At 71.1% G+C, this 14,633-nt stretch carries 15 protein-coding genes and 1 pseudogene; 9 read left to right on the forward strand and 7 right to left on the reverse strand.

Features of this window, described 5'->3' with window-relative positions; genetic code table 11:
• Positions 1-110: 110 nt before the first annotated feature.
• From AOK22_RS20510 to AOK22_RS20525, 4 genes are all read left to right on the forward strand, one after another.
• Positions 111-1,016, forward strand: a complete 906-nt coding sequence (locus AOK22_RS20510) for a TIGR03619 family F420-dependent LLM class oxidoreductase (RefSeq protein ID WP_055700150.1) — start codon at positions 111-113, stop codon at positions 1,014-1,016.
• A gap of 28 nt (positions 1,017-1,044) precedes the next feature.
• Entirely contained in the window at positions 1,045-1,692 is a 648-nt protein-coding gene (locus tag AOK22_RS20515; protein ID WP_055700151.1) for a hypothetical protein, read from the forward strand.
• Between the two features lie 104 nt (positions 1,693-1,796).
• Positions 1,797-2,219, forward strand: a complete 423-nt coding sequence (locus AOK22_RS20520; RefSeq protein ID WP_055700152.1) for an acyl-CoA thioesterase — start codon at positions 1,797-1,799, stop codon at positions 2,217-2,219.
• A 236-nt stretch (positions 2,220-2,455) separates the two neighbouring features.
• Entirely contained in the window at positions 2,456-3,280 is an 825-nt protein-coding gene (locus AOK22_RS20525; protein ID WP_055700153.1) for an endonuclease I family protein, read from the forward strand.
• 33 nt (positions 3,281-3,313) lie between these two features.
• On the opposite strand, the gene AOK22_RS20530 is transcribed toward AOK22_RS20525, so the two are convergent.
• Positions 3,314-4,213, reverse strand: coding sequence for an aldo/keto reductase (locus tag AOK22_RS20530; RefSeq protein ID WP_055700154.1), 900 nt, complete (start codon positions 4,211-4,213; stop codon positions 3,314-3,316).
• 95 nt (positions 4,214-4,308) lie between these two features.
• Here AOK22_RS20530 and AOK22_RS20535 point away from each other — a divergent pair, with 95 nt between their 5' ends.
• Both AOK22_RS20535 and AOK22_RS20540 read left to right on the forward strand, forming a co-directional pair.
• The gene (locus AOK22_RS20535; protein WP_237773294.1) at positions 4,309-5,061 is read left to right on the forward strand and encodes a helix-turn-helix transcriptional regulator; all 753 of its coding nucleotides are present in this window, start codon (positions 4,309-4,311) and stop codon (positions 5,059-5,061) included.
• Between the two features lie 129 nt (positions 5,062-5,190).
• Positions 5,191-6,027 carry an SAM-dependent methyltransferase gene (locus AOK22_RS20540; protein ID WP_079036708.1) on the forward strand — a complete coding sequence of 279 codons (837 nt, stop codon included), beginning with the start codon at positions 5,191-5,193 and terminating at the stop codon, positions 6,025-6,027.
• Between the two features lie 29 nt (positions 6,028-6,056).
• Here AOK22_RS20540 and AOK22_RS20545 read toward each other — a convergent pair whose 3' ends face one another.
• Complete coding sequence (locus AOK22_RS20545) at positions 6,057-6,896, reverse strand: SAM-dependent methyltransferase (protein WP_055700155.1); 840 nt, start codon at positions 6,894-6,896, stop codon at positions 6,057-6,059.
• 79 nt (positions 6,897-6,975) lie between these two features.
• Entirely contained in the window at positions 6,976-7,371 is a 396-nt protein-coding gene (locus tag AOK22_RS20550; RefSeq protein ID WP_079036706.1) for a winged helix-turn-helix transcriptional regulator, read from the reverse strand.
• 93 nt (positions 7,372-7,464) lie between these two features.
• On the opposite strand from AOK22_RS20550, the gene AOK22_RS20555 reads away from it, so the two are divergent.
• On the forward strand, positions 7,465-8,919 hold the full coding sequence (locus AOK22_RS20555) for a DHA2 family efflux MFS transporter permease subunit (RefSeq protein ID WP_055700169.1): 1,455 nt from the start codon (positions 7,465-7,467) through the stop codon (positions 8,917-8,919).
• Here AOK22_RS20555 and AOK22_RS20560 read toward each other — a convergent pair.
• Complete coding sequence (locus AOK22_RS20560; protein WP_055700157.1) at positions 8,820-9,329, reverse strand: ATP-binding protein; 510 nt, start codon at positions 9,327-9,329, stop codon at positions 8,820-8,822. The two genes, AOK22_RS20555 and AOK22_RS20560, sit on opposite strands and share 100 nt — an antisense overlap.
• Before the next feature lie 156 nt (positions 9,330-9,485).
• On the opposite strand from AOK22_RS20560, the gene AOK22_RS20565 reads away from it, so the two are divergent.
• Both AOK22_RS20565 and AOK22_RS20570 read left to right on the forward strand, forming a co-directional pair.
• Entirely contained in the window at positions 9,486-10,316 is an 831-nt protein-coding gene (locus AOK22_RS20565; RefSeq protein WP_055700158.1) for a helix-turn-helix domain-containing protein, read from the forward strand.
• Entirely contained in the window at positions 10,316-10,576 is a 261-nt protein-coding gene (locus tag AOK22_RS20570; RefSeq protein ID WP_055700159.1) for a DUF397 domain-containing protein, read from the forward strand. The genes AOK22_RS20565 and AOK22_RS20570 overlap by 1 nt, the downstream gene beginning before the upstream one ends.
• Here AOK22_RS20570 and proP read toward each other — a convergent pair.
• The 3 genes and pseudogenes from proP to AOK22_RS20585 form a co-directional block, all read right to left on the reverse strand.
• Positions 10,567-12,036 carry a glycine betaine/L-proline transporter ProP gene (gene proP, locus AOK22_RS20575; RefSeq protein WP_055700160.1) on the reverse strand — a complete coding sequence of 490 codons (1,470 nt, stop codon included), beginning with the start codon at positions 12,034-12,036 and terminating at the stop codon, positions 10,567-10,569. The genes AOK22_RS20570 and proP overlap by 10 nt on opposite strands.
• A gap of 194 nt (positions 12,037-12,230) precedes the next feature.
• Positions 12,231-14,087, reverse strand: coding sequence for an alpha-L-fucosidase (locus AOK22_RS20580; RefSeq protein ID WP_055700161.1), 1,857 nt, complete (start codon positions 14,085-14,087; stop codon positions 12,231-12,233).
• A gap of 155 nt (positions 14,088-14,242) precedes the next feature.
• Positions 14,243-14,633: pseudogene (locus AOK22_RS20585) on the reverse strand (hypothetical protein); the annotation flags it as partial.

Raw genomic sequence — 14,633 nt, forward strand, 5'->3', positions numbered from 1 at the left:
GGGGCGGGACCTCCACACGGTCCGGCGTGCGGCGCCCGTGGCGGGCGCCAACCCCCGCACCCCGTAACCCGGTTCGACACGCGCCGTCTTGATCATCAAGACTGGCGCGCATGCGATACGGCGTCAACCTTCTCAACTTCGGTTCCGGCACCACCCCCGACTCCCTCGTGCGGCAGGCGACCGACGCCCGTGATCTCGGCTTCGCGTTCGCGATGATCTCCGACCACATCGCGGTGACCCCCGACGTCCACGCGGTGTATCCGGCGCCGTTCTACGACCAGTTCGTGCTCGCCGCCCACCTCGCGGGGCGTGTGCCGGGGCTGCGGCTCGGCACCACCATCACCGTCATCCCCTACCGCCACCCTCTACAGACCGCTCGCCTCGCCGCCAACATCGACCGGCTCAACGAGGCCGGGTTCATCCTCGGCGCCGGGGTCGGCTGGTCCGCCGCCGAGTACGAGGTGCTCGGCGTCCCCTTCCGCGAGCGCGGCGCGATCACCGACGAGTACCTCACCGCGATCCGCGCCGCCTGGCGCGAGGACCCGACGTCGTTCCACGGCACGTACGTCTCCTACGACGACGTCCGCACCGCCCCCGCTCCCGCGACCCGCCCCGGGCTGCCCGTCTGGGTCGGCGGCAACTCCCCCGCCGCCCAGCGCCGCGCGGCCCGGCTCGGCGAGGCCTGGCACCCGTTCATGCCGACCCGTGACCTGCTCGGCGCGGCCCTCCCCCGCATCGCCGCCGAGGCCGAGGCCGCGGGGCGTCCCGTGCCGGACCTCGCGCCCCGCCTCCAGCTGAGGATCGGGGAGCGGCCGGACACCGCCGAGCGCCCCCTCGGGCACGGCAGCGTCGACCAGATCCGCGGCGACCTGGAGACGCTGGCGGGGCTCGGCGCCACGGACGTGCTCCTGGACACCTACCCCGGCACGCCCGAGGAGCGGGCGGACGCGGACGAGGACCGGCGGGTCCTCGAACTCGTGATGTCAGTGGCACAGGGCACCATCGGAACCAGCTGAGAGAACCGGCCGGGAAGAGGTGCGTGCGGTGAAGGATCCGACAGCCGTCCAGCGACGGATCATCGAGGCCGCGGACCCGGAGACGGGGCGCCTGAGCGGCACCGAGGCCCAGCTGGCGGGCCTGGTGCGGGCGCGCCTCGCCTTCCGCCATCCGCGGCCCCCGCACGCGTACTTCCTGACACCGGCCGGCCATCGGATACGGGACGGGGGCGCGGACGCCGTCCCCCGGGCGGCGCCCGCCCCGGACCCCGCCCCGGCCGCGGCGCCCGCGTCCGGCGTCTTCGCCGCGCGCACGGGCGCGGAGCCCGGCCCCGGCGTCGAGGGCCCCTCCCGCGCGCGGGAGGTCCGCACCGCCTGGGAGGGCCTGGTCGAGCTGCGCCGCATGACGAACACCGACGGCGCCCGCGACCGGCCCTGCGGCTGGGAGCGGACCCATCTGGTGCAGGCGGCGGCGCTCGCCCTGGAGGCGGCGGGCCTGCCGCCCGCGTGGCCGGGGCGCGACGGCTACCTCGTGGCGGACACCCCGCAGCCGGAGGCGGTCGCCGTGCGCGCGCCCTCCCCGGACGGGCTGCGCGCCTGCGCCGCCGCGCTGGAGCGGGCGGGCTGGCAGGTCGGCGAGCACGCCGCGCCGCGCGGCGGCGGCCGCTATCTGCTGGCGTCGCCGAGGAGGGTGTGAGCAGGCGCCCGGGGGCCGGCGGGTGACGAAGGGCACGGAATGGCCCACCCCGCCGGACAGTTGAACGCACCGAGCAGCATCCCGAGATCACCGGAGGGAACACCGTGGCAGAGCCGTTTTCCGTGAGCGTCGGCGTCCGTGGGTACGAGACGGATTCACAGGGACACCTGAATCAGGCCGTCTACCTGCAGTACGCCGAGCACGCCCGGTGGTCCCTGCTGCGCGCGGCCGGCATCGAGCAGACCGACCTCCTGGACAAGGGAGTCGGCCCGGTGGTCCTGGAGAACACCGTCCGCTATCTCCGCGAACTGCGCGCGGGCGACGAGACGATGGTGAGCTGCGCATTCGTCTGGGGTGAGCGCAAGACCTTCGGCGTCGAGCAGACGATCACCCGGGCGGACGGCACGGTCGCCGCGACCATCAGCTCGGTGGGCGGGCTGCTCGACCTCAAGGAGCGGCGCATGGTGGCGGATCCGCGGGAGTACTTCCGGGCGCTCGCGGCGGATCCGGCGGCGCTGGGCCTGTAGCCGCCCGCGGTGGAACGACGGGGCCCGGGGCGCTTCACGCCCGCTCCCGGCCGCGCCTTCTTCCCTGCCCACCGGCCGTGTACATGACATCGTTACCCAATGGTCCCAGGACGTTCACACGACCAGCCGTACATCCGTGCCACTCTCCCGGTGGTTGATTGGTCAACTCGCGTAGACCGCACGCTCGATGGGCGGGCGCGCGGCGCGCGAGGCTTCCGGGAAAGGACACACCCCACATGCCCGTCCCGCGCGTACGCCGCTGGAAACCCCTGGCCCTCACCGCCGCCGCGGTGCTCGCCGGCATCACCGTGCCGACCACCGCCACGGCCACCACTCCCCCCACACCCGCTCCGGCCCCCGCGTCCGTCGGCACCTACGACGACACGTACTACAAGGACGCGCTCGGCAAGACCGGCCCCGAGCTCAAGGCCGCGCTCCACACGATCATCAGCGACCAGACCAAGCTGTCGTACGACCAGGTCTGGGACGCCCTCAAGAGCACCGACGAGGACCCCGCCAACAGCTCGAACGTGATCCTGCTCTACAGCGGGACCTCGCGGGCCAAGTCGAGCAGCGGCGGTGACCAGGGCGACTGGAACCGCGAGCACGTCTGGGCCAAGTCGCACGGCGACTTCGGCACGGCGACCGGTCCCGGCACCGACATCCACCACCTGCGCCCCGAGGACGTCGGGGTCAACAGCATCCGCGGCAACAAGGACTTCGACAACGGCGGCAGCGAGGTCGAGGGCGCCCCCGGCAACCTCACCGACGGCGACTCCTTCGAGCCGCGCGACGCGGTCAAGGGCGACGTGGCCCGCATGATCCTCTACATGGCCGTGCGGTACGAGGGCGAGAGCGGCTTCCCCGACCTGGAGCCCAACGACAAGGTCGACAACGGCAGCGCGCCCGCCATCGGCCGCCTCTCGGTCCTGAAGCAGTGGAGCGACGAGGACCCGCCGGACGACTTCGAGAAGAACCGCAACCAGGTCATATTCGACAAGTTCCAGCACAACCGGAACCCGTTCATCGATCACCCGGAGTGGGTGAACGAGATCTACTGAACGGGATCCGGTGAACCGGGCCGGACAGCCGGGCTAGGCCTCTTCGGCCGCCCCGGTCAGCCCGGTGAGTTCGGTGATGTCGGCCGCGTCCAGGCGGAGCGCGGCCGCCGTCACGTTCTCCGCCAGGTGGTCCGGGGACGACGTCCCCGGGATGGCCAGCATCGACGGGGAGACGGCGAGCAGCCACGCCAGCGTGACCTGCGCGGGCGTGGCCCCGTGCCGGTCGGCCACCCGCCGGAGCGCCCCGAGATCGGGTGCTCCGGCGCCGCCGAACGGGAAGTAGGGCACGTACGCGACGTCCTGCGCGGCGCACCGCTCGACCAGGTCGTCGTGCTCGCGCGTCAGCGGGCTGAACCGGTTCTGGACGGCGGCGACCGGGGCGATCTCCTGCGCCTCGGCGAGCTGTTCGGGCGTGGCGCTGCTGACGCCGAGGTGCCGGATGAGGCCCTCCTCGCGCAGGGCGGCCAGTGTGGCGAAGCGGTCGCCGCCGGGGCCGTCGGTCCGCAGGAAGCGGAGATAGACCAGGTCGAGGTGGTCGCGGCCCAGCTCGCGGAGGTTGCGGTGCACGGCCGCGCGCAGCTCGGCGGGGTCGGCCGGTTTCATCCAGCTGCCGTCGGGGAAGCGGCCGGGGCCGACCTTGGTGGCGATGACCAGGTCGTCGGCGTAGGGGTGCAGGGCCTTGCGGATGAGGTCGTTGGCCGCGATGTCGCCGTGGAAGTAGAAGGCGGCCGTGTCGATGTGGTTCACGCCGAGGCCGACCGCGCGGCGCAGGACCTCGATGCCGCGCGCGGGGTCGTGGGCCGGTCCGTCCCAGGTCGCCGCGGGCAGCCGCATCGCGCCGAATCCCATGCGGTGGACGGAGAGATCACCGCCGATGCGGTACTGACCGGCCGCGGCGGCCGGCACGTCGTCGGTGTGCTGGGTGAGTGCCATGGCCGAGATCCTCTTGCGTACGCCCGCCGGGCGCGACGACGTGGCAACTTGCTGCCATTGACCCCACGGGCACCTCGTCGCACACTGTGCGCACCATGCCGAGCACAGCGAACGACACCGGCCGCACGGAGCACAGCGCCCGCACGGAGCACACCGACACCACGGGTCACACCGACCGGATCGTCTCGCTGCGCGGCGAGCGCGAGCTGGTGCGCCGGGCGGGCGCCCTGTTCACCGGGGCCCGCGAGGAGTTCCTGTGCGCGGCGGCGGACCTGGAGACCTTCTCGCCCGGGGTGAACGCCGCGTTCGCCGGGGGCAGGCGGCCGCCGCTGGAGCCGGGCGGCCTGGTGATGCGCAAGCTGTACACGCCGCGGGCCCTGGCGAACGACGCGGCGGAGCGGCGGCTCGTCCGGATCGCCGATTCGGGGGCGCAGGTGCGCATCTCGGCGGCACCGCTCGCCCATGAGGCGATCGTGATCGACCGGCGCGTGGCGATCCTCGCGGGGGCGCCGGTCCGCGGTGTGCGGACGTTCACGGTGATCCGGACGCCCGTCGCCGTCGAGGGCGTCAGGGCGCTGGTGCACGCGGCCTGGGAGACGGCCACGGACCTCGCCGACTACCGGCGGACGCGGCCGCCCGCGCTGGACGAGGAGGCGCGGCGAATCCTGCGGGCGCTCGGCGCCGGGCACACCGACGAGGTGACGGCACGGGAGCTGGGCATGTCGCTGCGCACGTACCGCAGGCGCGTCGCGGAGGTGATGGCGGCGCTCGGGGCGACGTCCCGTTTCCAAGCGGGGCTGCGGGCGGGCGCGTTGGATTCCGGTGCGTGGGGCGGGGCAGGCAATTGACGGCGGCATGGGACCGGCTAGATTGATGCGCGATCTACTTGATCATCGAACTACCCGTTTCGGTCATCGAAGTACGCGTGCCGCGACCGCGCCGCACCCGCCGTGCTCCGCACGTTCCAGGAGGATCCCGTGTCAGACCAAGACTTCCAGCTCGGCCCCATCGACGCCGCCGAGGCCGCCGACGCGGCGGAGATCCGCGCGCGCATCGACACCAGCAAGCCGCATTCGGCACGCTTCTGGAACTACTTCGTGGGCGGCAAGGACAACTACGAGAAGGACCGGGAGCTCGGCGACCACATCAAGGAGATCTTCCCGGGCCTGGTCGACGTGGCCCGCACCAGCCGGCACTTCCTGGGCCGCGCGGTGCGGCACCTGGCGGTGGACCGCGGCGTACGGCAGTTCCTGGACATCGGCACGGGCCTGCCGACGGCGGACAACACGCACGAGGTCGCGCAGCGCGTGGCCCCGGACTCGCGGATCGTCTACGTCGACAACGACCCGCTGGTCCTCGCCCACGCCCGCGCCCTGCTGACGAGCACGGCCGAGGGCGAGACGGCGTACATCGACGCCGACCTCTACGAGCCGGAGGCGATCCTGGCGGAGGCCGGCAAGACGCTGGACCTCTCGAAGCCGGTCGCCCTGATGATCCTGAACACGCTCGGCCACGTCGCCGAGTACGAGCAGGCCAGGGACCTGGTCGGGCGCCTCATGGCGGGCCTGCCGTCCGGCAGTTACCTGGTGATCAGCGACTCCACCTCCACCAGCGAGGGCATGATCGCGGCCTCGGACGAGTACAACAAGAGCGGCGCGATCCCCTACTACGTGCGCAGCACCGAGGAGATCGGCGGCTTCTTCGACGGCCTGGAGCTGGTCGAGCCGGGCGTCGCCCAGGTCACCCGCTGGCGAGCGGAGTCGGAGGACGCGACCCCGGTCGACGCGTACGGGGCCATGGGCCGCAAGCCGTGACACCCCACCGGTAGGGGGTTCCCTCCCCGCTATGCCGTGGCGTGGAAGACCCCCCACTTCAGGTGCCCCTTGCGGCAGGCGGCCGCCACCAGGGGCAGATTGGCCCGCAGGCGGTCCAGGTACTCGGCGCTGACGGCGGCCACGAGTGCCGGGGACGGCCTGCGGACCTCCTCGACGAGGCGTTCGTAGTGGGTCAGCAGGTGGTCGCCGAGGTCGTCGAAGGCGACCCCGGCGAGACCGAGCATCCTCAACTGCGCCTCGTAGAAGCCCGGCGTGGCGAGATCGGTGATGCTCAGGCGCTCCGCGAGCGGGCGCACCTCGTCCTCGGGGGCGTCGTCGGCGGCCATGATGTCGGTGAAGACGAGATGGCCGCCGGCCTTGAGGACGCGCCGCGCCTGCCCCAGCGCCCTGGGCCGGTCCCCGCTGTGGCACAGGGCCTCCTGGGACCACACGACGTCGAACTCCCCGTCGGGGAAGGGGATGTCGTGGAAGGAGCCGCTCACGACCTCGATGCGGTCGTCGAGTCCGCACCGCACGTTGAGCTCGCGGTGCCGGTGGTTCTGGACCTCGCTGATGTTGAGGGCCACGACGCGGCAGCCGAAGCTCTTGGCCAGCCGGCGGGCCGCGCCTCCGTACCCCGACCCCATGTCGAGGACGCGCGCCCCGGCCCCCAGCGCGGTGCCCACCGTCGCGGCCAGCCGCTCGACGGTACGCCCGGCCGCCCGGTCGATCGGTTCGTCCGCGTCCTCGTACACCCCGACGTGGATGTCCTCCCCGCCCCAGGCGTGGGCGTAGAAGCCGTCGACGTCATCGGTGTTGTAGTACGCGCGTGCCACATCAGCGGTCCGAGCCGCGGTGTCGTCAGCCATGGATCATTCCTCGGCACAACCCACCAGGCACAAACCTCTGCTTTCGGACAATCGCCCCTGCCCTGAGCCGCCCCGAGGGCTACACCTCCGCCAGCCCCCGGCCCGCGTCATACGCCGCGCGTGACTCCGCGATCGTCACCCGGTGGCGCTCCGCCCAGCCGGTGAGCTGGAGGAGCGTGCCGTGCAATTCGTGGGCCACCGGCGTCAGTTCGTACTCCACCTTCGGGGGCACCGTGGGGTGGACCGTGCGGGACAGGAGGCCGTCCCTCTCCAGGTTGCGCAGGGTCAGGGTCAGCATGCGGCGGCTGATGCCCTCCACCGCCCGCTCCAGTTCCGTGAAGCGGATCGGGCCGTGGGCCGCGGCGATGATGATCTGGACGCTCCACTTGCCCGCCACCCTGTCAAGAACTTCCCGCACCGGGCACGCCTGCGCGTGCACTGCCTGCGAGGTAACACCGGTGTTCCCCTGGGACATCGAAGTGCCTCCTTCTGCCGGCCCTCATGGTCACCCACGATGGTGCCCGTTACAAGTCGTGCACCTATGCAGCTCACGGAGGTTCTCGTCGTCATGTCCCAGGTAGTGGAAGACCTGACCGTCGCGACTGTCGCGGGTCGGGGTTCGCGGGTGGCGTCCCCCTGGGCCTCGCTCGCCGTGCTGTCCTCCGGCGCTCTGATGACCGTCATCGACGGCACCATCGTGACCGTCGCCATGCCCGCCGTCCAGAGCGACCTCGGGTTCTCCGCCTCCGGGCTCGCCTGGGTCGTCAACTCCTATCTCATCGCCTTCGGCGGCCTGTTGCTGCTCTTCGGACGGCTCGGCGACCTCGTCGGGCGCAAGCGGATGTTCACCTGGGGGCTCTCGCTGTTCACCGTCGCCTCGGTGCTCGCCGGCGTCGCCGGCGGCCAGGGGCTGCTCGTCGCCGCCCGCGCGCTCCAGGGCATCGGCGGCGCCATGACCTCCGCCGTCGTCCTCGGCATGCTCGTCGCCCTCTTCCCCGATCCTCGCGAACAGGCCCGCGCCATCGCCATGTTCAGCGCCGTCGGCGCGGCGGGCGGTGCCATCGGGACGTTCCTCGGCGGCGCCCTCACCGAACTCCTGAACTGGCACTGGATCTTCCTGATCAACCTGCCCGTCGGCGTCGTCGCCCTCGTCTCCGCCGCCCGCGTCCTGGAGAACGACCACGGCACCGGACTCCGCGGCGGCGCCGACTACCTCGGCGCGCTCCTCGTCACCGCCGCCCTCATGCTCACCGTCTACACCATCGTCACCGCCGCCGAGCACACCACCGCCTCCACCCTCGCCCTCGCCGCCGCCTCTCTCCTCCTCTACGTCGCCTTCGCCGTCCGCCAGGCCCGCGCCGCCCGCCCCCTGCTGCGCCTGCGCCTCTTCCGCTCCCGCGTCCTGACCGGCGCCAACGCCGTACAGATCCTGATGATCGCCGGCATGTACGGCTTCCAGTACATCGGCGCCCTCTACCTCCAGCGCGTCCTCGGCCTCGGCGAGCTGACCACCGGCCTGGCCTTCCTGCCCGCCCCGGTCGCCATCGGCGTCCTGATGCTGGGCCTGTCCGCCCGCGTCATCGGCCGCTTCGGCGCCCACCGCACCCTCCTCGCGGGCCTCGCCCTCATCACCCTCGGCCTCGCCCTCCTCGGCCGGCTCCCCGCCGACGGCTCGTACGCCGTCGACGTCCTGCCCGCCATGCTCCTGCTCGCCGCCGGCTTCGCCGCCGCCATGCCCGCCGTCACCGGTCTCGCCATGGGCGGCGCCTCGGCGGAGGACGCCGGACTGGCCTCCGGCCTGTTCAACACCACCCAGGTCGTCGGCGGTTCGCTCGGCCTCGCCGTCCTGACCACCCTGGCCGCGAGCCGCACGGAGTCCCTCACCGGACAGGGCGCGGACGCCCTCGCCGCCACCGCCGACGGCTACCGGCTCGCCTTCTGGGTCGCCACCGGCGTCACCGCGACCGGCCTCGCCCTCGCGGCGGCCGTCCTGCGACCATCCCCGCCCGGCAGGGCCAGGTGAGCCCAGACCGTCTTGCCCACCTCCCGCCCCGCCACGCCCCACTCCGCCGCGAGCGCCGCCACGATCACGAGCCCCCGGCCCGACTCCCCGTCGGGACCCGGGGGTTCGGGGTTCTGCGGCGGTACGCGTTCGGCGCGGGTGTCCGCCACCTCGATACGGAGCGTGTCCGCGTCCAGCGTCAGGCTCAGCTCGAAGTCGCGGCCCGGCACGCGGCCGTGCGTCACCGCGTTCGCCGCGAGTTCGCCGACGACCGCCTCGGCCGCGTCCGACAGCTCGGTGTCGTACGCGATCCCCCAGCCGTCCAGGTGATACCTGGCCAGCCTGCGTGCGAGCCGCGCGCCCCGGGCGGTGGCACTGAGGCGCTGGGTGAAGTTCCGTACGGATGTCTCGGGTTGGGCTTGGATCGGCATGCACCCAAGGTGACCCCGGCCCCGCACGACTCGCCAGACACCGAACTCGTACGCTCGGTAATTGTACGAGTGCGAACAGTGGACAGTACGCGTGACGGACCGTGACCATGGGCGCGTTGGCGGGGAACGGTAAGCGAGCGTCAGGGGATACCCGTGATGTCGTCCAGCACGACGGGCAGCAACGAGCCCGAACCGACCGAGGGACTCAAGGCTTTCGGAGCGGTCCTGAAGAGCTTTCGCAAACGCGCCGGGTACACACAGGAGTCCCTGGCGCCGGAGATCGGCTACTCCACGCATTTCCTCGCCTCGATCGAGCAGGGCAGACGGTTTCCGCCGCCGGTGTTCGTCGACCGCTGCGAGGCCACGCTGGATGCGTTCGGGACGCTGCGGGTGGCGGTCAGTCAGCTGTCGAAGCAGCGGGGGCTGGCGTCGTGGTTCCGCCGCTGGGCACAACTGGAGCAGGAGGCAATCTCCCTCTATACGTACGAGTGCCGGGTGATCCCCGGCCTCTTACAGACCGAGGCATACGCACTGGCGCTCTTCGCCGACCAACTTCCGCCACTGAGTGACGAGCAGATCCAGAGCCAGATGGCAGCCCGGGGCGAGCGCCAGAAGCTCCTCACGGACCGGCCGAACACGGCGTTCAGCTTCATCCTCGAACAGCATTTGTTCCTGCGTCGCGTGGGCGGGGTAGGGGTCACACAGGAACTCATCCGGCACATCCTCGATCTCGCCGAGCGCCGCAACATCGAAGTGCAGGTGATGCCGCTTACGAGCGGGAGCCATGCCGGGCTTGCAGGCCCATTCCAGTTGCTCGAAAACCCCGACAACAAGTGGTTCGCCTACAGCGAGGGGCAGCGCAATGGCCAGTTCGTCTCTGACCCGAAAGAGATCAGCGTGCTTCAGGCGCGGTATGCCAGGATGCGCTCACAGGCTCTACCTCTTGCAGACTCGACGAGCCTGCTGCAGCAGATGCTAGGAGCGTGATGAGCACCCCCGAACTCGCCTGGTTCAAAAGCAGTTACAGCAGCAGCGGCGACGGCGACTGCGTAGAAGTCGCCCTCACCTGGCGCAAGTCCAGCTACAGCGGAGGGTCCGGAGACGACTGCGTAGAGGTCGCCCCCTGCCCCGTCGCCATCCACGTCCGCGACTCAAAGAACCCCGAAGGCCCGCGGCTCGCGCTCGCGCCCCGCGCCTGGGCGGCGTTCGTGGCCTACGCCGGGCGCGGAGCCCACCCTCACTGCTGACGCTGTGACTCCACCAGTTCCTGGGCCTCCTCGTCCGTCGCCACCGACGGCGGGGAGCCCTCCAGGGGCTTGCGCGCCGTCTCCTTCATCGCGGCGACCGCGATGATGCCGACGAGACCGGCGAGCATCGTGTAGAACGCGGGCATCAGGTCGTTCCCCGTGGCGCCGATCAGCGCCGCGACCACGAGTGGCGTCGTACCGCCGAAGAGCGAGACCGAGATGTTGAAGCCGATGGACAGCGAGCCGTAGCGGACGTCCGTCGGGAAGAGCGCGGGGAGCGCCGAGGACATGACGCCGAGGTAGCAGACCAGGGAGAGGCCGAGGATCAGCAGGCCCGTGAAGACGGCGACCGTGCCGCCCTGCTTGATCAGGAGGAAGGCCGGCAGGGACAGCACGAAGAAGGCGATCGAGCCCGCCATCAGGACCGGCTTGCGGCCGATGCGGTCGGAGAGGCGGCCCACCGAGTTGATGAGGGCCATCAGGATCAGCATCACGATGACGATCGACATCAGGCCGCCCGTCTCGCCGAAGCCGAGCTGCGTGAGATACGTCGGCATGTACGACAGCAGCATGTAGTCGGTGACGTTGAACGCGGCGACGAGCGCGATGCACAGCAGCATCGCCCGCCACTGGCCGAAGAAGGACTCCGCGAAGGACTTCTTCTGGCGTTCGGCGGCCGGGCCGCCCTCCTCCATCTTCTGGAAGGCGGGCGACTCGTCGAGCTTCATCCGCAGGTAGAGGCCGATGAGACCGAGCGGGGCCGCCACCAGGAACGGGATGCGCCAGCCCCAGGACTGCATGGCGTCCTCGCTGAGGCCCACGGTCAGGGCGGTGACCAGGACGGCGGCGACCGTGTAGCCGATGAGGGTGCCGAACTCCAGGAAGGAGCCCCAGAAGCCGCGGCGCTTGTCGGGCGCGTACTCGGCGATGAACGTCGCCGCGCCGCCGTACTCGCCGCCGGTCGAGAAACCCTGGACCATGCGGCACAGGACGAGCAGCACCGGCGCCCAGAAGCCGATCGTGGCGTAGCTGGGGATCAGGCCGATCGCCAGCGTCGCCGTCGACATCATGATCATGGTGAGCGCGAGGATCTTCTTGCGGCCGACGCGGTCGCCGAGCGGCCCGAAGAACATGCCGCCGATCGGGCGCACGAGGAAGGCCGCGGCGAAGGTGGCGAGCGAGGAGAGGGTCTGGGCGGTGTCGTTGCCCGAGGGGAAGAACTCCTTGCCGATGATCACGGCGAGGTAGGCGTAGACGCCGAAGTCGTACCACTCCATGGCGTTGCCCAGCGCGGTCGCCTTCACCGCCCGCTTGACCTGAGCCTCCTCGGTGACCGTGATGTCCGAGCGGCGCAGCCGCGGGTTCTTGCGGCGGTGGATCGCGCGGAACAGCGTGCGGTGCCGGGCCACTGCCTCCGGCGCGGGCTGTGCCGGTGTTTCGGGGGCTTCGGGCGCGCTCACGGGTCGTTCGTCTCTTCCTGTCGTACGTACGTGGACCTGGTCAGACGTCGATCAACATTGCCAAGCCGGGTGACGCGAAAGTGCCCGCCAATGGTCCTTACGACAAGGGCCCCAAGTCCCCTGCTGCAAGGGACTTGGGGCCTGAATCGCGACAAAGTGACCGCTCGGGGCCACTCAGGGCCGGTCGGGGCCGGTCAGCGCGGGTACAACTGGCTCTTCGGGACGATCTGCTGCTCCTGACCGGGGCTGGACCACAGCAGCTTCAGGTGTGCCTCACCGGTCCGTTCCGCGTACTCGACCTTGATGGAGTGCCGCTTCCCCGCGGTGAGGGCGACCTGTGCCTTGTCGAGTCGCGGCTCGTGCGGCGACCAGGAGTCGATGACCAGCTTGCCGTCGATCCAGACGCGGGCCATGTCGTCGGAGACGGTCGTCAGGGTGTACGTCTCCGAGCGGCGCGGCTCGATGGAGCCCGTCCAGCGGATGCTGAAGTCGTCCGCCGGGATCGAGGCGGCCGGGGAGCCGCTGTACTTCCAGGCGTGGTTGAGGGTGGGGTCGGTGCGGGTGACCTTCGGGGCGCCTTCGAGCTTCGCGTTGTCGAAGATCTCCTGCTTGAGCCCCTTGCCCTTGCCGGGGCGTGCGGTCGGGCCCGGGTCGACCTTCAGCTCGATCACGGTCGCCGTGTCGTTGGTGGCGGCGCCCGACGGGGTGAGGTCGTAGCCGTCGCCGGACGCGGCGACCGCCACCTTCTGGTCGCTGCCGAGCACCCTGGCGCCCTTCACCGCGAAGTCCGTACGGGCCTTCAGGTGCAGGGAGCCGCCGGCGGACGGCCACTGCGTGACGGCCGCGTAGAGCTTGTCGCCCTTGCGGCTCACGTGGCCCCAGCCGGGCTCCTCGACGAGGCCGCCGTAGCGGGCGCCGAAGACCGCCTCGCCCTGGCCGGCCGTGCGCAGCCAGTCGCCCATCTGCCGGAGGCGGTCGACGGAGGGCTGCGGGACGCGGCCGCGGGCGTCGGGGCCGACGTTCAGGAGGTAGTTGCCGCTGCGGGAGGTGGTGGAGAGGAGGTTGCGGGTCAGGGTCTGGGCGGACTTCCAGCCCTGGTCGTAACGGGCGTACCCCCAGTGGCCGTTGAGGGTCATGCACGACTCCCAGAGCTGGCCGTCGACGGGGGCGCCGGGGATCTCCTGCTCGGGAGTGCCGTAGTCGCCGTCGACCACGCGGCGCTTGCCGACGCGGTTGTTGATGACGAGGTCGGGGTTCAGACCGCGCAGGTAGGCCTCGAGCCTCTCGCCGTCCTTCGACGTCCAGGGGTTGTGGGGGTTGTCGGTGTCCCACTCGCCGTCGAACCAGAGCAGCGCCGGGTCGTAGTTGTCGACCAGCTCCTTGAGCTGGGCGTACATGCGCTTCTCGTACCGGGGGAAGGTCGCCGGGTCGGGGAAGTCCTTGTCGTGCCAGTCCCAGATCGAGTAGTAGAAGCCGAGCTTGATGCCGGCGTCGTCGGAGGCCTGCTTCAGCTCCGCGAGGATGTCGCGGTTCTTGTCGAAGGAGGAGTGGTCGCGCAGGTTCCAGTCGTTCACCTTCGTCGGCCACATCGCGTAGCCCTCGTGGTGCTTGGACGTGATGACGATGTAGCGCATCCCGGCGTCCTTGGCCGCCTTGACGACGGCCTTCGCGTCGAAGTCGGCGGGGTTGAAGGACTGCGCCTGCTTCTCGTACGCGTCCATGGGGATGTCGCACTGCCGCTTGATCCACTCGGCGTCGCGGCAGACGGTGCCGTCGGGGCGCTTGTACTCGCCCTCCAGGTTCGAGTAGGCGCCGAAGTGGATGAACATCCCGAACCGGTCCTGGCGGAACCAGTTGGTGCGGTCGGCGGTGAAGGGGTCGTCGGAGGCGTGATCCGTGCCGGGGCCTGCGGCCGGCTCGGACCTGCTCGGCTCGGACGTGTTGTGCCGTTCGGGTCGGGGTGCGGCTTCGTCCGCCGTGGCGGAGGAGACGGTGGCGCCCGCGAGGGTCGCGGCGAGGAGCAGGGCGATTCCAGTGGCTCTGTGGCGCATGGGGCGGCTCCCGGGGTTCCCTGGATTGGGGGGTCGCTCGGGAACGTAGGGATGAATACATCGGATGTCAATGGGGGTCGGGGAGGGTAACTGGCGCGTCGATGGCGCCAGTTGAAGGCGCGGTTCGAGCCAGGGGTCCGATGAATAGAGGGTGGTTACAGCACCGTGTGCGTCAGCCAGTGCGTCAGGAGTGCGGCGTCGCCCGTCACCGTGACCCGGTGGTCCTCCGGCGGGATGCGGCGGGACAGCAGGAGCATCAGGTCGGTCACCTCGCCCGAGACGACCACGTCGACGTGGGTCTGGGTGCGGGTGCGGGCGTGGGTCTGGGTGCGGGTGTTGGTGTTGGCCCGGCTCCGTTCCCAGCGGGGGCCTTCCGGGGTTCTGATGATCAGCCACCCCGGGGACGGGTCCCGTCGGCCCGGCACGAGCCCGATCCGCTCGCCTTCGCCGCGCAGTTCCGCGACCTTGGGCCGGAGCGCGGCGAAGGCGGGCGTGGCCAGGAGGGTGAGGTTCTCGGTGATCACCTCGGCCGCGAGGTCGGCGGCG

This window comes from Streptomyces silaceus, from assembly GCF_001419745.1.
In the GTDB taxonomy this organism is placed as follows: Bacteria; Actinomycetota; Actinomycetes; order Streptomycetales; family Streptomycetaceae; genus Streptomyces; species Streptomyces silaceus.